Origin of the sequence: Mesorhizobium huakuii (genome assembly GCF_030160235.1) — a bacterium.
Taxonomy (GTDB): domain Bacteria; phylum Pseudomonadota; class Alphaproteobacteria; order Rhizobiales; family Rhizobiaceae; genus Mesorhizobium; species Mesorhizobium huakuii.
Window position 1 is genome coordinate 84,419 of sequence record NZ_BSNY01000037.1, and the last position, 18,200, is coordinate 102,618.

Consider the following 18,200-nt stretch of genomic DNA (forward strand, 5'->3'; position numbering starts at 1 on the left):
TGTTGCATACCACACACGAGAGAGTGAAACGCTGGACCAATCGCTGCCCCAATTGCGTCGGCGCCGGTTCGCGGCTACGCCTGCGCCCCGCTGCAAATACCGAGGTATCCAATGGAAGATCGTATTCGTATCCGTTCGGAAGAGGTTCTTTCCGACGACTGGGCGGTGCTGAAGAAGACCGTGCTCGACTATCGCCGGCGCGACGGCCAGTGGGAGACGCAGATCCGCCAGACCTATGATCGCGGCGACGGCGCGGTGATCCTGCCCTACGACCCCCAGCGTTCGACGGTGCTTCTGGTGCGCCAGTTCCGCTATCCCGCCTATGTCACCGGCCACCGCGAACCGCTGATCGAGGCCTGTGCCGGGCTGCTCGACGAAAACGATCCGGAGACCGCCATCCGCAAGGAAGCCGAGGAGGAACTCGGCTACCGGCTGGACAAGATTGAGCGGCTGTTTTCGCCTTACATGAGCCCGGGCAGTGTCACCGAGCGGCTGTGGTTCTTCATCGCCCGCTATTCGCCCGCCGACCGCATCTCGGCCGGCGGCGGCGCCCCGGAAGAAGGCGAGGACATCGAGGTCCTGGAAATGCCGCTCGACGAAGCGCTGGCCGGCATCGCCGACGGCCGCATCGTCGATGCCAAGACGATTATTTTGATCCAGCATTTGAAGCTGAACCCGATGAAGGCTTGAGACCACGAGGCTCAGCGGGCAAGCGGCTCACACATCAGGCTGCGGACATGCCGGCACGTCCATTTCACGGATGAAGTTGCGCAATGTCTCCATGTCCCCGGAAAGCGGCCGATCGTCGGACTAGTGCGCGATATTGTCACGCACCATTTGGTAGATGGCGTCGGTACCCCGCGCGCGTGCACCGCGCGCTGCCAGAAAATCATGGGCCTGTGCGGCCGCCATGAGTTCGATGGCCAGGATGTATTCCGCGTTGTCGATGACCGCCAGCAGCTTGTTGGCCGCGACGGTTGGATGCGCCAGGAAATCCTCTTGCAATCCGGATGTGACGCCGCCGTCGGTCGCCGCCGGGGCGGCCAGACGCCGATTGACGTTGCTGAGCGACGTGGCCGTGTACTGGGCGATCATGAAGCCGGAATTGGCTCCGTCCTCGTCGGCAAGGAAGGCCGGCAAATTGTTGACAAGCGGATTGACGAGACGATCGATCCGACGCTCGCTCATTCCGGCAACCTGAGCCAAGGCGATGGTCAGGCCGTCGGCGGCCTGCCCGAGAGCGGGCGCCACCGCATGCGCCTCTGAAACAACCTGAGGATCGTTCAGAGACCCGAATACCGCGGGATTGTCGGTGACGGCAGCCAGTTCGCGGTCGACCAGCGCGGCGGACCGGTCCAGCACCTCCCGGGCGGCGCCATGAACATGCGGCACGGCGCGAAGGCTGAGCGCGTCCTGCGTGCGACTGCCATGGGCCAGCGCGATAAGCTCGCTGCCATGGAGCCAGCCGCGCAGTGATCTGCCCACGTCCTGAATGCCGGGTGAGGGCCTCATCGCCAGGATTTGTTCGCCAAAGGCCGGCATTTGCGCGCCCGCGGCTTCAAGCGTCAAAGCCGCCGCGGCGTCGGCCCACCCCAACAAACGCTGCGCGCGCAGCACGGCGATGCTTGTCAGGCCGGTTGCGCACGCGGTGCCATTGACGAGGCTCAAGCCTTCCTTGGCGCCAAGCTCCAATGGCTCCAGACCCATTTCGGCCAGGGCCTCGAGCCCGCTCATCGGGCGACCCGCCACGGTTGCTCTGCCTTCGCCGATCAGGACCAGTGCCACATGCGCGTTGTGCGTCAAATAGCCTGCCGATCCCCGGGACGGTACGTCGGGAACGCAGTCGCGCTCGATAAAGGTTAGCAAGTTGCTGACGATCGCAGGGCTCACGCCCGAGTGGCCATGCGCGAAATTTGCCACTTGGGCAGCAATGATGGCGCGCACGCCGCGTCTCGGCACCAGGTCACCGACGCCGCAGGCGTGGCTGCGAATGATGTTTCGCGACAACTTCTTTTGCAGGGCAGGCGCCACGACCTTGCTTGCCAAGGCGCCGACACCGGTGTTGACGCCATAGGCGCGGATGCCTTTTTCCACGATGGCCGCCACGATCTGGTGCGCAAAAGCGATCCTCTCCCACGCTGCCTGGCTAAGCGCCAGGGATTCGCCTTCGCTCACCCGCGCGATATCGCGCCAGCTGGCGGTTCCATCTATCGTTATTGTCATTGCCCGTTCCGAAATAGCTTTGCGAATGCGCAGGCGCTGTTGGCTCACTCGAAAGGCGGCGTGAGAACCGCTGCTTCGGCACCGTACCGCCCAACCGCGGGCATAATGGCGATGGAATTGCCGGGTGATGCGACTGTAGCGACGTCGCCGGCAACAAAAGACATGCCGGCTGCGATCCGATGCTCGAAATCCGGCGCCCCGTTTGAAGTCACGTCCGAGAGTGACCTAAGCTCCGCCTCAGGCCTTGGCGCCGAGGCCGCTACCATCCGATGGAGCCCAAAGACGCCTCTAGGGATCATATATTAGCAATAAACAATATATTAATGGCTATAATGCAGCCTTGGCACGGGAGGGAAATACCATCGACGTTCCAACACGCGCCCTGGAGCGCCGGAACGCTTGACCAATGCGGAGCAAAACGCATGAGTGTCGGAACCGCTCTCGAACAATTGCTCCGGCTGATTCATCGCCGAGCCATGAAATTGGCGATGTTGCCGGAGGATGAAAGGGATTCCCACTACGATCGCATCCGCCTGTCATGTTGCGCGGCCGCCGAGCACATTGGGCAAGATCCCGATCAGGCAGCCATCACGGCGAACGATATGGTCGAGTTTGTTCGCGCGCTGGTCGGAATCATTGAAATGGGCTCTGGGCCGGACCATGAGCGAAGCGCCGATCAGCGGTCGCCGGTACTACCTTCGGGCGGCCAAGAGCATGTCACCACGCGCATCTAGCAAACAGGCAAGAACGCCACCTTGGGGCTACGGGAACGAGGCGGCTAAGGCTCGTGCTGTACGATGTAGCTGCTCGTGACGGCGTCGGCGCCGAGGCCGCGCGTTACAAGAACCTTTGTATAGCCGAGCGGCAAGCCATCTGTGACGGTCGCATCAACGAGACGACACCGCCCAACGGTTTCGCCGTTCGGAGCGCTTGCCAGCCTGTCCTTCAGCGAAGCCATGCATGAGTCGAGCGACGCATACGTGGTCGGCCCCATATCGATGGGTTTGCAGACAGAACCCTCAACCGGGCCGCACTGGAGCAAAACCATCACTGCCGCAGTCGCCGGATCCATTTTCAAAAATCTCCCTCGTTTTGACGAGGCTCAACGTGGAAATGCATCCTTTGTTTCGCCTTTGCTCAAAAATCGAATGGGATAGCCGTTCTCGATACGGCTGCCTTGCGGCCACACTGTCAAACCTCGCCATGGCTAGCCGCCCATGCCAATCGGCTAAACTCTGCTTTGATCTCAATCTGCTGCGGACGACGGGAATCGAACCCGTACGATCAGAGATCGAGGGGTTTTAAGTCCCTTTTTCTGCGGTACTTCGGACTCAACAGCCTGAAAAACCGGGACTTCGAGCTGATGGTGAAGTCCGGTTTTCTCCCACATGCGTGGGAAATCCCCACGATGTTTCCCACACAATCAAGTGTGCGAGCCTGCTCCCTTGCTCTTTGCAAAATCCCACACCACGCGTACATGTGCGGGCTCTGCGGGCGTGGTGAAATTGGTATACACACCGGACTTAAAATCCGGAGGCTTCGGCCATGCGGGTTCAAGTCCCGCCGCCCGCACCATGCTTCCCATAGGATCGAACGCATCACGGCATGGAGGCAAGTTAGGCATGGCTAGGCGACCAACGAAAAAACCCGCGAAAAAGGTGTCGGCCGGACCGCACAGCCTGGCACTGCGATTGGATGTCATGGGCGTAACCGCATACATGACCAAAGCGGCAATTGAGGACCTCATCGAAGAGCTAGTCAGGATTAGCGCGTCTGATCCGGAGGAACTCCACGATGTGCATGTTGCGACGCACTTCGGCGGCTGGACGCCCTCAGGCGAGTATATTGCGCCGAGTTTCGGCCATCACCACGGGCTTGGATCAATCCTGACCAAACTGCGCAACGAGCACCTGAAGGACGGCATGACGAAGGTGGAAATCGAACGCGGCATTGCGCCAGATGAGGCTTATCGGGCTTTCGATATTACCATCATGCATGTGTCCCCCGAGGTGGTTCAGCGCGTGGCCATCGAAAACGAAGCGGCCGAAGAGCAAGCCGTCTGAACACGCACCCCAGAGGAGGTGGCGTGGCGATACTGGTGTGATCGCGGAATTTAGCGCGGCGCGCGCAATGCGTAGGGTGTTTGCACGGCGGACTTGATCCGCCGAGGCCGGCGTCTACCAGGCCCAACCCATTCCCCCGCCCACTGGGGGCGCCGGCCGCCCCTGTTGTCGAAATCGCGGATTACGCCACAGCCGTCGCTCGCCGAGCGGTGCTGGCAAGGCTCAGAATTTGTAGCTGAGATTGACGCCGACGGTGTTCAGCTTGGTATCCTGGTCGCGGCCGACGAAGTCGGTGGATCCGTCATAATGCTCGGAGCCGAAATCGTAATAGCGATACTGCGCGCCGACGACGAACTTGTCGGTCAGCGCGTAGTCGACGCCGGCGCCCAGGGTCCAGCCGACATTCGTGCGTGTCTCGGAGAAGGCGGAGCCTGCTGACTGCGAGGTTTCGATCCCGGCGAAGGCGACGCCGCCTATGCCGTAGACCAGCACACGATCCATCGCATATCCGGCCTTGGCGTTGACCGATCCGAACCATTTGATGTCGGCACCGAAATTGTTTCCGGGTTCCGCTTCCACCGTGCCGTTGACCGAGGAATAGTTGAGGTCGGCCTCGGCGCCGATCACCGCCTGGTCGAACTGCCACAGCCCGGCGACATGCCCGCCGACGAAACCGCCGTTTATGTCCGGCGAGACGGAAAACGGCCCGCCTTCCGTTCCTGAGATGTCGGACTGGCCCCAGCCATAGCCCGCCTGCAGGCCGGCGTAGTATCCGGTCCAGTCGAAGCCGGGCGCGGTCATCGGCACGTCGACCGTCGGGTCGGCTGCGAAAGCCGGCATCGACAGGACGGCAAGAAGGCCGGCACTTGCGACGACAAGGCGATACATTCGAACTCCCCAGACGAAGAGTCGGAAAAGTCTTGGCAATCAACGTAGACCGATTTGCGACGAAACGGAATCCTATTTCTGGTTGCAGCCATATGCTGCTCGCATAACCGCCGGCTGCGGCCGAGGGCAGCCGGCATTGCCGGGAAAATGTCCGCGTGCAAAATGCTCGTCTTGCAGGGAAAAATCCTGATGGACAGCCTGGCTCGTCTCATCGCTGGAACAGCCATCATACTGTTCGCCTGTGATCTCGCCATGGCCGAGCCATTGACGCTCGCCATCGCCAAGGCCGCAATCGTATCCGATCAAGCGTCGGGACAGCGGGCACTCGACCTCAAGATGACACCGGACAGTGCAAGGGCGTTCGCCGACTTCACCAGGGCGAATGTCGGGAAGGTGGTCGATCTCAGCGTCGACGGTGCCGTGGTGGCGTCGCCGCGCCTGGTCGAACCCATTCTCGGCGGCGAAGTGACGCTCTCCGGCGCCTTCACCGCCGGCGAACTCCAGCGCCTCGCGGAGCGGATTTCGGCCGGCGGTGCGAAAGTCACGGTCGGGGTCAAGGCTGATCAGCCTTTGTGAAGGCTGGATAGGCCTGTCCGCTGTTTGGCGCTGGTCAAAACCAGGCAGGCTTGGCACAGTCGCGCAAACAGGAGTTCCTTCATGGCAAAGAAGCCGGCGGCGCATGCGACGAAACCAAAACCCTGGACCGAGATGGCGACGCATCTGGTCGACGTCGCCATGGGCCGCAAGCCCGCCGATCTCGTCATCCGCAACGGCCGCTGGGTGAACGTTCACTCCGGCGAGATCATCGCCGGCACCGACATCGCCATTGCCGGTGGCCGCTTCGCCTATTGTGGACCGAATGCCAGCCACGCCATCGGCCAGGGTACCAAGGTGGTTGACGCCGGTGGGCGCTATCTGGTGCCGGGCCTCTGCGACGCGCACATGCATGTCGAAAGCGGCATGGTGACGGTGACCGAGTTCTGCCGCGCCGTCATCCCGCACGGCACCACGTCGATGTTCATCGATCCGCACGAGATCGCCAATGTGCTGGGCTTGCCGGGCGTACGGCTGATGCATGACGAGGCGGTGGCGATGCCCATCAACGTGCATGTGCAGATGCCGTCCTGCGTGCCGTCGGCGCCTGGGCTGGAACATGCCGGTGCCGAACTGACGGTCGCCGACGTCGCCGAAGCCATGACCTGGGAAAACATCATCGGGCTCGGCGAGGTGATGAATTTTCCCGGCGTCGCCGCCAATGATCCCGTCATGTCGGGCGAGATCGCGGCGACGGTTCGTGCTGGCAAGACGGTTGGCGGCCACTATGCCTCGCGCGACCTTGGCCTGCCGTTCCACGGCTATGTCGCCGGCGGACCCGAGGACGATCACGAAGGCACGCGCGCCGAGGATGCCATCGCCCGTGTCCGTCAGGGCATGAAGGCGATGCTGCGGCTGGGCTCGGCCTGGTACGACGTGGCCTCGCAGATCAAGGCGGTGACCGAAGGCGGCATCGATCCGCGCAACTTCATCCTTTGCACCGACGACAGCCATTCCGGCACGCTGGTGCATGAAGGCCACATGGACCGGGTGGTGCGCCATGCCATCCAACAGGGGCTGAAGCCGGTGACGGCGATCCAGATGGCGACGATCAACACCGCACAGCACTTCAGGCTGGAGCGCGAGATCGGGTCGATCGCGCCGGGACGGTTGGGCGACCTGCTGATCGTCTCCGACCTCGCTGCAATGACCATCGACGAGGTCTATGCGCGCGGCGTCAGGCTGGCCAAGGGCGGCAAGCTCGATATCGACATTCCAGCCTATGACTACCCGAAGACGGCGAAGAATACCGTCAAGTTGGGCAAGAAGCTCAGGGCTGGCGATTTCGACATCATGGCTCCCAAGGGCGCCAACGAGGTGAGGGTGCGTGTCATCGGCGTCATCGAGAACCAGGCGCCGACACGGGCGCTGGAGGCCGATCTGCCGGTCGAGGACGGGCTGGTCGCCATGGACCGCCGCAACGACGTCTGCCAGATCGCGCTGGTCGAACGGCACCGGGGCACGGGCGGCGTCACCAACGCCTTCGTCTCCGGCTTCGGCTATATGGGTGATTGCGCCATGGCCTCGAGCGTGGCGCATGACGCCCACCACATCATCTGCGTCGGCACCAACAAGCAGGACATGGCGCTGGCGGTCAACCGGCTGGGCGAGGTCGGCGGCGGCGTCGTGCTGTTCTCCAAGGGCAAGGAACTGGCGCTGGTCGAAATGCCGATCGCCGGCCTGATGTCGGACGAGCGCGCCGAGATCGTCGCCGCCAAGGCGGAGAAACTGACCGAGGCGATGCGCAAGATGGGGTGCTCCCTGAACAACGCCTACATGCAGCACTCGCTGCTGGCGCTGGTGGTCATTCCGGAGTTGAGGATTTCCGACGTCGGGCTGATCGACGTGACGACGTTCCAGAAGGTCGATCTGTTCGTCTAGATATGTCGATATTCAGGTGATGTCGGCCTGCGAACTGCATACGGTGAGGCAGCATGACCACGACCAAAAGAACCTTTGCGCGGCGCGAGCCGAAGCAGCAACGCTCGCGGCAGACCGTGGACTGCGTGCTCGAGGCGGTCCAACTTGTGGTGAAGCGTCACGGGACCCAGGCCATCACCACGAATCGCATCGCGGAGGTAGCTGGCGTCAGCGTCGGGTCGCTTTATCAGTACTTCCCCGACAAGTGCGCAATCTTCACCGCCCTTCATGACCGACACGTCGACGATGTACGGCAGGTCATCGGGCAGACGACGGCTGCCTACGCCGCCGCTCCGCTGCAGGAATTCACGGGCGAACTCGTCCGAGGTCTGGTGAACGTGCACGTGGATGCCGCGGAACTGCACGACATTGTTTCGTCCGCCGTTCCGGAAGGCGCTCTTGGCTTCAGGAACGCGCTGCATCACACGTTTGGGCGAGTGCTGTCACGCGCCGACCAAAAGCGATATAGCCTCGACGAGACGGAGCGAATGCTTTTTGTCCTTCCACGCATGGTGGAATCCCTCGTGCACGGAGCGGTCCACCAGGTGCGCGCGCTCTCGCGTGATGTCGTCAGGAACGAGGCGATCCGTACCGTACAGGTCTATGTGAAGTCTTTTTAGGGCACCGCACCGAAACACTACTGAAACGACGCGGCGTTCTCGGCAGCCCACTGAGCGAACGCGATTGGTTCTCGCCCAGTTACTCGTTTTACCCCGTCCGTCACCGTGTCAAGTCGACCCTCGCGCACCGCGCGCCAGATGTCCACTAGGGCATCGACGTAGGGGCCTTTCCCGGCCCATTCGACGGCGTCGGTGTACGCCTGCCGGTCGGATATTTCCTCGAAGCCGACGGGCTTGCCGATGGCCCGGCCTATCGTGGCCGCCATCTCCCCATAGGACAGCGCCTTACGGCCGGTGATCACCAATGCCTGGCCGTCGTGATCGCGTGTGGTCAGGGCCGCCGTGGCGACGGCAGCGATGTCGTCTGGATGGATGAATGCGATCTTGCCCCAACCCGTGGACGAGCGCAGCACGCCCTCTCGGCGGATGGATTCCGACCAACCGAGCGCGTTGGACATGAATCCGGCCGCCTGAATGAACGTGAACGCCACCCCGCTTCCCCGAATGGCATCCTCGCCGCGCGCATGCCATGGACCGGTGCCAATCCCGGTTCGCACGTCCAAGGTGGACAGCTTGACGACGTGTCGGACGCCTGCGTGGCGGGCAGCGAAGGAGACCGCGCGATCTCGCTTCTCGAGATCCGATCCATCAGTCAGGAGGAATATGCCGTCGACCCCAGCCAGCGCATTGGTTAGCGAGGAGCTTGGCTTTTCGAGGTCTCCGGTATGGATATCGACATGGTCACCGAAAAGGGCTCTGGCCTTATTCGCGCTGCGCACGAAAACGGACGGGCGTGCCCCAGAATCAACGAGGCGCTGGGTTACCCGAGAGCCGATGTTTCCCGTGGCGCCGATGATGAGATGTTTCACTGGAGCTTGCTCCAGCCGCGGACTACCTCGAATGCCATTCGCTTCTGGCCCGCCAGAGTGAAATGTAGACCGTCGTCCATGAGCAGGTCGGGATGAGGCGGACTCCCCAGCATTGAGAAGGCGTCGACAACCGGCCCGTCGCCCTCGCGGACGATCTTGGCGACTCGCGCCAAGTCTTCGTTGCGGAACCGAACCCCGAACCTGGCCAGCCCCCGATGGGCCGCTACCTGCGCTTCATTGACCGCAGGCGGAGTAATCCAGACGCAGTTTGCCGTGGTCTCCGCGGAAACGCGCTCGCGCAACTCGGCGATGTTGCGCGCGGTCTCCTCATGATGGACGAGCGTCTTCGTGGGGTGCGGGCCTTGCGTGCGGGCGTCATTCGTACCGAAGAGGAAGAGTATCCAGTCGGGCCGGGAATTGATGACATTTGCGACCCGCACGAGACCGTGCGTGGTCGTCTCGCCTGCGACTGCGCTGATGGTCAAAGAAATCCCGTCGATACCGCGGCGCCTCGCCAGCATTTCCCTAAGGACGACCGCCCAAGATTGGGGATCGGACGTCAAGCTGTCGCCGAACGCCACTACCTTGTCGCCTTTACGCAGGGGAAGGCGGTCGACCATCGATGCCACGGCCGGGTCAGCAAGCAACGCGCCTGCTGCTTCCGAGGCCTCCTTTTGCATGCGGTCGAGTTCGGTCGCGTAGATCTCAACGGGCAGGCCGAGGAGCCGGGCATGAGCTTCCCGGCTTAGGCCGGCGCCTTCGGGGAGGAGGCCAAGGTCCCCTCGGGCTGGATGACCTTCAAAAGCCAGCGCACTTGCTCGTCCGACATGGGTTTGACCTCACAGTTGGATGCGTTTTGCAGAACGCGAAAGAAGTAGTCGCACCTCGGGAACGTCGCTACTCGCGTTTGCAGGTCATTAAATTATTGTAATTGCTCCGAAATCTCGCGAACCCCAGGATCTTCGTCAGGTTCAAGGGCCATCTGGGAAGGCCTTTCACGTTCGGTGCAGAGAGTCCGCATCCTCGTTCGCGGCGAATGAGGGAGGGGGGCACGCCCAAAGCCGCCATTCAATTTTGAAAGAAATCAAGCCAAACAAGCCGACGTTCCTGCAAAGCAAATACTTGCCGAGCAGTTCAATCGCCCGGAAAACCGAGCCGTTCAGGATATTTCACGGGCGACCAAGCACGTTCTGTTCCGGTTCTCGGAAGCAGCCCTCGCACGCGTTAGTGCTCACCCGCCGGTGACGATGGTCAGCACCTTGAACGGCGTGGTGATGACGACCTCGGCGACCGAACCGACGGCCTTGCCGAGGCCCTGGCCGAGATTGTTGAGCTGTGCCGTATCGGGTTCGTCCGAGGCCAGGCCGGCAGGGGTGCGCAGCCGGTCGCCGAGCAACTGCACCAAGATCGGATTGTCGGCGAATTTCGCGTGGTTGAGGCCACCGTCGCCGCCCTTGATCTTGGTCAGGTCGACCACGGAGACGCCATAGCTGGCGAGGTCGGCCGCATTGCCATAGTCGCCGACACGCGGCTTGTCGCCGGAGATAAGCGAAGACAATTTGAGCGCCCGGTCATCGCTTGAAAGCAGCACTGCAAACGGCTTGTCCGGCTTGCCGTACCGCATCATCTGCTTCTTGAACACGTCGACATCAATGTCGGGCGAAGCCAGGACGACATAGCCGAGCTTGCCGCCGAGATCGCGGTCGCCGGTGATGGCGAGCTGGCGTAGCGCTTCCATGGTCAGCCAGGTTCCCATCGAATGGGCGATGATGTCGATGCTCTTGACCCGCGTCTTGGCGAGCATTCTGAGCGTCGCCTCGAGATCGTCGCGGGCAGCGTTGGCGCTGTCCTTGTCGTAGATATAGCCCGTCGTCTTGGCGCTCGACGCCCAGGAGAACAGCACCGGCGTGCCGGGATATTTCGTATCGTGGGCGATCTGCGTCAGCCGGTAGATGCCGTCGTCGAAGCCGTTGTTGAACCCGTGCACGAAGACCAGTGCGCGATCGCCGCGCATGGCGATGTCGGCGCCGACCGCCTTGGCGAATTGCGGGGCGTCGCCATAGTGGACGACATTGGTGGCGGTGAATTGCTTGGCCGGGTTCGAGTTGGCCGAACCCTTGGCTCGCTCGATGGCGCCGACCTGGTGGACCTTCGGCACGGTGACGTCGACACGGGCGTAGCTGGTGGTCAACGAGCGATCGCCGTCGAACACCTGCCGCGGATCCTTGGTCGCCTGCTGGCGGGTGGTGGCGACGAAAATTTCGTGCGTGGCCGCGATGTCGGAAGCGGGGACCGAGACCGTCGTCTTGTTGAGCAGGTCGTGCGTGTTCTGGCCGGCGCAGCCGGCAACGGCGAGTGCCAACGCGACGACGAAACTGTTCACGCGCAAGTTCAAGCGCCGGCTCCCGTAACGGGGGACGTCAAAAGCATGACGTCGCCGCTATTCCGATAGAGCCAGAGATCGGCGCGGTCCAGTTCAAAGTGGCCCGATACCTCTTGAATGGTGAACAGGCACGGCGAAATCCGCGACGCTGCATCTACTGTCCGAGCAGGCTGATGCGGTCCGTCACGTCCCGGTCACTGGCAAAGCCGTCATCCTCGCGCAGCCGCTGGCCGATCATCTTCACCAGCACCGGATTGTCGGCGAATTTCGTATGGTTGAAGCTGTCGCTGCCCTTGACCTCGGAGAGATCGACCACCGTCACGCCATAGGAGGCAAGATCGGCGGCATCCTTGTAGTCGCCGACGCGTGGCCGTGAACCGGCGATCAGGCCGGAGAGCCTCAGAGCGCGGTCGTCGTCGGACAACAGCAGGATGAACGGCTTGTCGGGTTTGCCATAGCGGCGCATCTGGCTCTTGAACACGTCGACATCGATGTCGGGCGAGGCGAGCACCACGTCGCCGAGCTTGCCGCCGAGATCGCGGTCGCCGCTGATTGCCATCTGGCGCAGCGTTTCCATGGTCACCCAGGTGCCCATCGAATGCGCGACAATGTCGATGCGACGCGCGCCGGACTGCTGCAGCATGCGCAATGTCACTTCGAGCTGGTCGCGTGCGGCGCTGGCGCTTTCCTTGTCATAGACATAGTCGGTGGTCTTGGCGCCCGATGCCCAGGAAAACAACACCGGCGTGCCGGGGTAGCCGGAATCGTGGACGATCTGGGTCAGGCGATAGACCGCGTCGTCGAAACCGGTGTTGTAGCCATGCACGAAAACCATCACGCGGCCGCCGCGCGCCGCGATGTCGGCGTTGAGCGCGCTGGAGAATTTCGGCTGCGTGTCGTAGCCGACAACCTCGGAAGCCATGAAGTATTTGGCCGGATCATCCGACTTGCCGCGCGAGCGCCGTTCGATCTGGCCGGTCTGGTGGAGCCCCGGAACGGTGACGTTGACGCGGGCATAATTCAGCGTCGCCGAGCGCTCGCCGTCGAAAACCTTGTTGGGATCGTCGGATTTCTTGCGCGTCGTGGCGATGAAGATCGAGTGGTTGCCGGCAATGTCCGTCACCGGCGCGGCGACAATGGCGCTGCCAAGCAGTTCCTGCGTTTGCGGGCCGGCGCAGCCGGCGACGAGCAAGGCGAGGCAAACAGTAACGATCTTCTTCAAAGGCACGTCTGAAATTTCCACTCCGGCCAAAAGGCCCATCTACCCCCGCGACACCTCCCGGACAGGGAGAGTGCGGCAGAACTAAGTCGTGTCCAGCCGAAATGTGGTCGGCGCCGGGTTAAGGCCATCCTACTGTTGCGCGAAAGCCAAAGTGGCGGAAGAGATCCCGGGAAAAGGGCCGCCCCCTCCAGCTCGAGGCGGATGCCGGGTACGACGGCCGCGAAGACTCGCGTCCCTTCGATTTCGCGGCCAGTCGACACAAAGGCATGAACAAATTTGTACAAGTGATTGCGAATATTATATGATTTCTGGCTAATGAGAGCTGTGAACGGTCGGACAATGGCGTTGCTGGGCCGGATATGCAATAGGCAGGATCGGCTGTGAGAGAGCAGCGTGCAATAAACAGACGTTGTGCGGCCAGGTTGATGACGGGGGTCCGCGTGGACATGCGGCACAAGGTGGCTTTGCGATGAACAGTTTCTCCTCCCGCGTCGCCACCGCTGCCGCCGCGATCCGCCAGATCTTTCCGCAAACGCCGCTGCAGGAAAACGACTACCTGTCGAAGAAAACCGGAGCGCGGGTACTGCTGAAGCGCGAGGATCTGAGCCCGGTGCGCTCCTACAAGATCCGTGGCGCCTTCAACTTCTTCCGCAAGGCGCTTGCCGCCGGCAACCAGGCTGAACTGTTCGTCTGCGCGTCCGCCGGCAATCATGCCCAGGGTTTTGCCTTCGTCTGCCGCCATTTCGGCAAAAAGGGCGTGGTGTTCATGCCGGTGACGACGCCGCAGCAGAAGATCGACAAGACCAGGCTGTTCGGCGGTGATTTCGTCGAGATCAGGCTTGTCGGCGACTTTTTCGACGACTGCTATCGCGCCGCCTTCGAATTCACCGAAAGCTCCGGCGCCCACATGGTGCCGCCCTTCGACCACAAGGACATTATCGAAGGCCAGGCGACGGTCGCCTATGAGATCGCGGACCAGATGCCGGGCGCGCGCATGCCCGACATCATCATGCTGCCGGTCGGCGGTGGCGGGCTCGCCGCCGGCGTCACCCATTATTTCGCCGATCAGGGCCGCGAGGCGCGTTTCGTCTTCTGCGAACCGGCCGGCGCGCCGAGCCTGCATGACAGCCTGGCGGCCGGAAAGCGGCTGAAGCTCGCCAAGGTCGACAACTTCGTCGACGGCGCGGCGGTGGCCGAGATCGGCCGCGAACCCCTGCGGTATCTCAAGGAGTTCGCCGCCGACACGGTGCGGCTGATCCCGGAAAACCGGCTCTGCGCGACCATGATCGAGATGCTCAATGTCGAAGGCGTCGTGCTCGAGCCGGCTGGCGCGTTGGCCATCGACGCGCTGAAGGATTTTGCCAGGAAGGAGATCCGCGGCAAGACCATTGTCGCCGTGGTTTCAGGCGGCAATTTCGATTTCGAGCGGCTGCCCGATGTCAAGGAACGGGCGCTGCGCTTCGAAGGCCTGAAGAAATACTTCATCATCCGCTTCCCGCAGCGACCGGGCGCGCTGCGCGACTTCCTCGAAATGCTGGGACCGGACGACGACATTGCCCGCTTCGAATATCTGAAGAAGTCGGCGCGCAATTTCGGCTCGGTGCTGATCGGCATCGAAACCAAGGACCGTCGCAATTTCGACCTGCTGAAGGCAAACTTCGAGGCCGAGGGCGTCCAGTATCAGGATATCACCGACAACGAGACATTGGCAGGGTTCATCATATGAGCGCAAAGGTCTTCATCGCCCTGTTTTCCGGCATCAATGTCGGCGGCAACCGCATCGTCAAGATGGCGGAACTGCGCTCGTTCTTTGAGGATCTCGGCTTTTCCGGCGTCGCCACCTATGTGCAGAGCGGCAACGTCGTGTTCCGGGCCGGCAAGGGCGACGCCGCCGCGCTGACCAGGCAGATCGAAACGGCCTTCGAGAAGAAATGGGGTTTTCATTCGCGCATCATGGTGCGCGATCTCTCGTGGTTCGAACGGCTGGTGAGTGAAAATCCCTATCCGGAAGCGGCCGCCGACCACACCAAGCTCCACGCCTACGCGCTGGAGCGTGAGCCGACCACCGAGGAGGTGGCACGGCTGGCTGAAAAATGCACCGGCCCCGAGCGCTTCGAGGTCAAGGGAGACGTGCTCTACCTCAGCGCGCCGGACGGGCTCGGCAAGTCAGTCTTCGCCAACCTCGTTCCGCGCGTTTTGAAGGTGCCAGGCACCGCGCGCAACTGGCGCTCGGTTCTGGCGCTGCTGGAGATGGCCGGTCAGGCCGGCGGGAAAGCATGACCCCGAAAAGCGGGTTCCGGTTTTCGGAAAAGGTCATGCTCAAATAAACACCTACGCTGCCGTCGCCAGCTTCCAGTCGAAGGTCAGTTCTTCGCGGAAGGCAAAGCGCTTGATGTGGTCGGCAACGACACTTTCCAGGCGCTCGAGCAACCCTGCTTCGTCAGTTGATACAACGATGTGCAACGCTGCCGCGTCCGCATCCATGACGGTGCGGCCGAGCGACAGATCGATCGTGCCATGGGAGGGATCGAACTCGACGGGGAATTTGTGCGCCCAGTGCTTGCACAGCTGCTGCAGATAGCGGCTGGCATGTTCGGTGGCGACGTCGGCATGGCTGGATGGCATGAATGACTTCTCCTGGTCTGGGCGCCGGCCCGCCGGCCATGCGCGATGACCGGTCACATAGGTGGCGTGGTGCCAAACGGCAAAGGCGGCCGGCATATCACCCGGCCGCCCACCTTCAACATGGTGTGATCGCTACCAGCTTCCGGTGTTGGCCATCGAAGCCCAGGGTTCGGCCTTGGCTTTCGCCGGGCCCTTCTGCAGAAGCTCGATGGAGATGCCGTCCGGCGAGCGGATGAAGGCCATGTTGCCGTCGCGCGGCGGCCGGTTGATGATGACGCCGTTGTCCATTAGATGCTGGCAGGTGGCGTAGATGTCATCGACTTCATAGGCGAGGTGGCCGAAATTGCGCCCGCCCTTGTAATCTTCCGGATCCCAGTTGTAGGTGAGTTCGATCAAAGGCGCCTTGTCGTTGATGCCGCTTTGCTCGTCTTCGGAGGCGGCGAGGAAGATCAGCGTGAAGCGGCCCTGCTCGTTTTCGTAGCGTCGGACCTCCTTCAGCCCGAGCTTGTTGCAGTAGAAATCGAGCGAGGCATCGACATCGGCGACGCGGACCATGGTGTGCAGATAGCGCATGAGCTTTCCTCGATCTGTTGGGGTGCGGCGCAACATAGGGTCGACCCGGCGAAAGGGCAATCTCTCGCGGCCGGCGATGCCGGCAAAGAACAAATCCGGTATTCCCGCAATGAACCGTGAAAAAAGGCAGGGAAGGTCTTGCACACACCGGAAGCCGCGGTGTTAATCTGGTGTCAAGAATCAGTTGCGGTGTTCTTGAACAAAGGGGGCATTCTTATGGGGGAAAAGGCCTCTTTGACGGGGCGGGCCGGAACCCTTGGCGACGCCTTGAAGCGCGACGAAGGCGGCGACGCCGCCGACCTGACCGAAATTGCCGGCGCCATCAAGTGGTTCGATGTGGCCAAGGGCTATGGGTTCATCCTACCCGATGACGGTGTCTCGGGCGATATCCTCCTCCATGTGACATGTCTTCGACGGGACGGTTTCCAGACTGCCTTGGAGGGCGCACGCGTGGTCTGCCTTGTCAAGCAGGGTGATCGCGGGCTGCAGGCCTTCCGAGTGCTTTCCATGGATGTCACCACAGCCGTCCATCCGGCGGAAATGCAGGAGCAGCGCACCCATGTCGCGGTGACGCCGGAGAGCGGCCTCGAACGCGCCTTGGTCAAGTGGTTCAACCGCACCAAGGGCTTCGGCTTCCTGACGCGTGGCGAAGGCACCGAGGACATTTTCGTCCATATGGAGACCTTGCGCCGCTATGGCATTACCGAGCTTCGGCCGGGGCAGGTCGTGCTTGTCCGTTTCGGGCGCGGTGACAAAGGCCTTATGGCCGCCGAAATTCACCCCGATATGGGCACCTTGCCGGTTTCGCACTAGGACGATTTCGGCCGAGGATCTTGGATGACTCGCAGGAACTGGCTGACGGCGGGCGTGTTTTGCGCCATTTCCGCCGTGATCGTGGCCGCAAGCGCTTTCTTCTATTCGGAACGGCCGACCTCGGCCGACAGCCGGGCGATGATTCTTCCGGTCGACCCGACGCCGCTGGTCGTGGTGACGAAAGATGGGAATCGCTCTTTCTCGATCGAAATCGCCGACACCGACGCGCAGCGCGAGGCCGGCTTGATGTATCGCCAGGACATGGCGGACGATCACGGCATGCTGTTCGTTTTCGAGATACAGCAGCAGGTCAGTTTCTGGATGCAGAACACGCCGATGCCGCTTGACCTGATCTTTGTCGGCCAGGATGGCAAGATCCGGGCCGTCAAGCATGGCGAGCCGCAATCCCAGGCCATCATTTCGCCCGGCGTGCCCGTGCGCTTCGTGCTCGAACTCAAGGCCGGCACCGCCGCCAAATACGGCATCGGGTATGGCGACCTGTTGCGCCACCCGGCAATCGGCACCGTATCCGGGCCCGGCGTGCCACCGCCGGACAATGGCGATGCACCCAACGGCGGCGGCTGAACGCGAGTTGGAGCAGCCGATGCAGTTCTTCTCCCATGACGGGTTCGATCTTGCCTTCCTCGACCGCCAACCGGCGTCGGGGCAGGGCGACCCAGTGATCATGATCCACGGCTTCGCCTCGAGCCACTACGTCAACTGGGTGTCGCCCGGCTGGTTCAAGACGCTCAACGATGCCGGGTATCGCGCCATCGCCTTCGACAATCGCGGCCATGGCTCGTCATCGAAGAGCTATGACGAGGCCGACTATACGCCAGCGAAAATGGCCTCGGATGCCGCCGCCTTGCTCGATCATCTCGGTATCGAACGGGCCCATGTCATGGGCTATTCGATGGGCGCTCGCATCGCGGCGTTTCTGGCTTTGTCCGATCCGCACAAGGTGGCAACGCTGGTCTTTGGCGGCCTCGGCATCGGCATGATCGACGGCGTCGGCGACTGGGACCCGATCGCCGCGGCCCTGCTTGCCGACGATCCGACGGCCACCACCCATCCGCGCGGCCGCTCTTTCCGCGCCTTCGCCGACCAGACCCGCAGCGATCGCCGGGCGCTTGCCGCCTGCATCGCCACATCGCGCGAATTGCTGAGCGAACAGGACCTTGCCCGCATCGCCCAGCCGACGCTGGTCGCGGTCGGCACCACGGACGACATTGGCGGCTCGCCGGACGAACTCGCCGCCCTGATGCCGAACGCCAGGGCTTTTCACATCCAGGGCAGGGATCATATGCTGGCGGTCGGGGACAAGACCTTCAAGCAACGCGTGCTGGAGTTTTATGCCGAATATCCGCTTTGAGCGGTCCGCCGGGGGGCAACAGTGGCACAATGGGG

19 protein-coding genes, 1 tRNA gene and 1 pseudogene are annotated in these 18,200 nt (G+C 62.3%); 12 read left to right on the forward strand and 9 right to left on the reverse strand.

From position 1 onward, the window contains the following. Positions 1–111: 111 nt before the first annotated feature. Entirely contained in the window at positions 112–690 is a 579-nt protein-coding gene (locus QQK95_RS19945; RefSeq protein WP_284275827.1) for an NUDIX domain-containing protein, read from the forward strand. A 27-nt stretch (positions 691–717) separates the two neighbouring features. Here QQK95_RS19945 and QQK95_RS19950 read toward each other — a convergent pair. Beyond that, a pseudogene (locus QQK95_RS19950) lies at positions 718–2,223 on the reverse strand (HAL/PAL/TAL family ammonia-lyase). Between the two features lie 422 nt (positions 2,224–2,645). Between QQK95_RS19950 and QQK95_RS19955 the strand changes: the two are divergent. After that, positions 2,646–2,957, forward strand: a complete 312-nt coding sequence (locus tag QQK95_RS19955; protein WP_284275829.1) for a hypothetical protein — start codon at positions 2,646–2,648, stop codon at positions 2,955–2,957. A 44-nt stretch (positions 2,958–3,001) separates the two neighbouring features. On the opposite strand, the gene QQK95_RS19960 is transcribed toward QQK95_RS19955, so the two are convergent. Beyond that, positions 3,002–3,295: a hypothetical protein gene (locus QQK95_RS19960; protein ID WP_284275831.1), complete on the reverse strand. Its 294-nt coding sequence runs from the start codon at positions 3,293–3,295 to the stop codon at positions 3,002–3,004. A gap of 418 nt (positions 3,296–3,713) precedes the next feature. Here QQK95_RS19960 and QQK95_RS19965 point away from each other — a divergent pair. After that, positions 3,714–3,798: transfer RNA gene (locus QQK95_RS19965), tRNA-Leu, on the forward strand. A gap of 47 nt (positions 3,799–3,845) precedes the next feature. Further along, positions 3,846–4,286 (forward strand): hypothetical protein, encoded by a 441-nt coding sequence (locus QQK95_RS19970; protein WP_284275833.1) that lies wholly within the window; start codon positions 3,846–3,848, stop codon positions 4,284–4,286. A 222-nt stretch (positions 4,287–4,508) separates the two neighbouring features. Here the strand turns inward: QQK95_RS19970 and QQK95_RS19975 are convergent, their stop codons facing one another. Then, positions 4,509–5,174, reverse strand: a complete 666-nt coding sequence (locus tag QQK95_RS19975; protein WP_284275834.1) for an outer membrane protein — start codon at positions 5,172–5,174, stop codon at positions 4,509–4,511. 189 nt (positions 5,175–5,363) lie between these two features. Here QQK95_RS19975 and QQK95_RS19980 point away from each other — a divergent pair, with 189 nt between their 5' ends. From QQK95_RS19980 to QQK95_RS19990, 3 genes are all read left to right on the forward strand, one after another. Further along, a complete protein-coding gene (locus QQK95_RS19980; protein ID WP_284275836.1) occupies positions 5,364–5,750 on the forward strand; it encodes a SecDF P1 head subdomain-containing protein in 387 nt (128 codons plus the stop codon). An 81-nt stretch (positions 5,751–5,831) separates the two neighbouring features. Then, positions 5,832–7,649: an adenine deaminase gene (gene ade / locus QQK95_RS19985; protein ID WP_284275838.1), complete on the forward strand. Its 1,818-nt coding sequence runs from the start codon at positions 5,832–5,834 to the stop codon at positions 7,647–7,649. A 53-nt stretch (positions 7,650–7,702) separates the two neighbouring features. Continuing rightward, positions 7,703–8,308, forward strand: a complete 606-nt coding sequence (locus QQK95_RS19990; protein ID WP_284275839.1) for a TetR/AcrR family transcriptional regulator — start codon at positions 7,703–7,705, stop codon at positions 8,306–8,308. A 17-nt stretch (positions 8,309–8,325) separates the two neighbouring features. On the opposite strand, the gene QQK95_RS19995 is transcribed toward QQK95_RS19990, so the two are convergent. From QQK95_RS19995 to QQK95_RS20010, 4 genes are all read right to left on the reverse strand, one after another. Next, positions 8,326–9,177, reverse strand: a complete 852-nt coding sequence (locus QQK95_RS19995; RefSeq protein ID WP_284275841.1) for an NAD(P)H-binding protein — start codon at positions 9,175–9,177, stop codon at positions 8,326–8,328. Further along, complete coding sequence (locus QQK95_RS20000; RefSeq protein WP_284275843.1) at positions 9,174–9,857, reverse strand: SGNH/GDSL hydrolase family protein; 684 nt, start codon at positions 9,855–9,857, stop codon at positions 9,174–9,176. Before QQK95_RS20000 ends, QQK95_RS19995 begins: the two co-directional genes overlap by 4 nt. A 551-nt stretch (positions 9,858–10,408) precedes the next feature. Continuing rightward, positions 10,409–11,566, reverse strand: coding sequence for an alpha/beta hydrolase (locus QQK95_RS20005; protein ID WP_409371701.1), 1,158 nt, complete (start codon positions 11,564–11,566; stop codon positions 10,409–10,411). Positions 11,567–11,714: 148 nt separating this feature from the next. Then, on the reverse strand, positions 11,715–12,821 hold the full coding sequence (locus QQK95_RS20010; protein WP_284275847.1) for an alpha/beta hydrolase: 1,107 nt from the start codon (positions 12,819–12,821) through the stop codon (positions 11,715–11,717). Between the two features lie 430 nt (positions 12,822–13,251). Between QQK95_RS20010 and ilvA the strand changes: the two genes are divergently transcribed. Then, positions 13,252–14,508: a threonine ammonia-lyase IlvA gene (ilvA, locus tag QQK95_RS20015; protein WP_284275849.1), complete on the forward strand. Its 1,257-nt coding sequence runs from the start codon at positions 13,252–13,254 to the stop codon at positions 14,506–14,508. Continuing rightward, positions 14,505–15,062 (forward strand): DUF1697 domain-containing protein, encoded by a 558-nt coding sequence (locus QQK95_RS20020; RefSeq protein ID WP_284275851.1) that lies wholly within the window; start codon positions 14,505–14,507, stop codon positions 15,060–15,062. Before ilvA ends, QQK95_RS20020 begins: the two co-directional genes overlap by 4 nt. Positions 15,063–15,113: 51 nt before the next feature. Here the strand turns inward: QQK95_RS20020 and QQK95_RS20025 are convergent, their stop codons facing one another. Both QQK95_RS20025 and gloA read right to left on the reverse strand, forming a co-directional pair. Beyond that, positions 15,114–15,407 carry a DUF2218 domain-containing protein gene (locus QQK95_RS20025; RefSeq protein WP_284275853.1) on the reverse strand — a complete coding sequence of 98 codons (294 nt, stop codon included), beginning with the start codon at positions 15,405–15,407 and terminating at the stop codon, positions 15,114–15,116. A 132-nt stretch (positions 15,408–15,539) separates the two neighbouring features. Then, a complete protein-coding gene (gene gloA / locus QQK95_RS20030) occupies positions 15,540–15,980 on the reverse strand; it encodes a lactoylglutathione lyase (RefSeq protein WP_284275855.1) in 441 nt (146 codons plus the stop codon). 216 nt (positions 15,981–16,196) lie between these two features. Here gloA and QQK95_RS20035 point away from each other — a divergent pair, with 216 nt between their 5' ends. The 3 genes from QQK95_RS20035 to QQK95_RS20045 are packed head-to-tail and all read left to right on the forward strand — an operon-like array spanning position 16,197 to position 18,165. Further along, positions 16,197–16,793 carry a cold-shock protein gene (locus QQK95_RS20035; RefSeq protein WP_032920553.1) on the forward strand — a complete coding sequence of 199 codons (597 nt, stop codon included), beginning with the start codon at positions 16,197–16,199 and terminating at the stop codon, positions 16,791–16,793. 24 nt (positions 16,794–16,817) lie between these two features. Continuing rightward, on the forward strand, positions 16,818–17,378 hold the full coding sequence (locus tag QQK95_RS20040) for a DUF192 domain-containing protein (RefSeq protein WP_284275861.1): 561 nt from the start codon (positions 16,818–16,820) through the stop codon (positions 17,376–17,378). A gap of 19 nt (positions 17,379–17,397) precedes the next feature. Further along, positions 17,398–18,165, forward strand: a complete 768-nt coding sequence (locus QQK95_RS20045; RefSeq protein WP_284275862.1) for an alpha/beta fold hydrolase — start codon at positions 17,398–17,400, stop codon at positions 18,163–18,165. Positions 18,166–18,200: the final 35 nt, after the last annotated feature.

Coding starts and splice junctions, on each gene's coding strand:
- QQK95_RS19945 (WP_284275827.1), top strand. CDS start 112: ATGGAAGATCGTATTCGTATCCGTTCGGAAGAGGTTCTTTCCGACGAC.
- QQK95_RS19955 (WP_284275829.1), top strand. CDS start 2,646: ATGAGTGTCGGAACCGCTCTCGAACAATTGCTCCGGCTGATTCATCGC.
- QQK95_RS19960 (WP_284275831.1), bottom strand. CDS start 3,295: ATGGATCCGGCGACTGCGGCAGTGATGGTTTTGCTCCAGTGCGGCCCG.
- QQK95_RS19970 (WP_284275833.1), top strand. CDS start 3,846: ATGGCTAGGCGACCAACGAAAAAACCCGCGAAAAAGGTGTCGGCCGGA.
- QQK95_RS19975 (WP_284275834.1), bottom strand. CDS start 5,174: ATGTATCGCCTTGTCGTCGCAAGTGCCGGCCTTCTTGCCGTCCTGTCG.
- QQK95_RS19980 (WP_284275836.1), top strand. CDS start 5,364: ATGGACAGCCTGGCTCGTCTCATCGCTGGAACAGCCATCATACTGTTC.
- ade (WP_284275838.1), top strand. CDS start 5,832: ATGGCAAAGAAGCCGGCGGCGCATGCGACGAAACCAAAACCCTGGACC.
- QQK95_RS19990 (WP_284275839.1), top strand. CDS start 7,703: ATGACCACGACCAAAAGAACCTTTGCGCGGCGCGAGCCGAAGCAGCAA.
- QQK95_RS20000 (WP_284275843.1), bottom strand. CDS start 9,857: ATGCAAAAGGAGGCCTCGGAAGCAGCAGGCGCGTTGCTTGCTGACCCG.
- QQK95_RS20010 (WP_284275847.1), bottom strand. CDS start 12,821: ATGGGCCTTTTGGCCGGAGTGGAAATTTCAGACGTGCCTTTGAAGAAG.
- ilvA (WP_284275849.1), top strand. CDS start 13,252: ATGAACAGTTTCTCCTCCCGCGTCGCCACCGCTGCCGCCGCGATCCGC.
- QQK95_RS20020 (WP_284275851.1), top strand. CDS start 14,505: ATGAGCGCAAAGGTCTTCATCGCCCTGTTTTCCGGCATCAATGTCGGC.
- QQK95_RS20025 (WP_284275853.1), bottom strand. CDS start 15,407: ATGCCATCCAGCCATGCCGACGTCGCCACCGAACATGCCAGCCGCTAT.
- gloA (WP_284275855.1), bottom strand. CDS start 15,980: ATGCGCTATCTGCACACCATGGTCCGCGTCGCCGATGTCGATGCCTCG.
- QQK95_RS20035 (WP_032920553.1), top strand. CDS start 16,197: ATGGGGGAAAAGGCCTCTTTGACGGGGCGGGCCGGAACCCTTGGCGAC.
- QQK95_RS20040 (WP_284275861.1), top strand. CDS start 16,818: ATGACTCGCAGGAACTGGCTGACGGCGGGCGTGTTTTGCGCCATTTCC.
- QQK95_RS20045 (WP_284275862.1), top strand. CDS start 17,398: ATGCAGTTCTTCTCCCATGACGGGTTCGATCTTGCCTTCCTCGACCGC.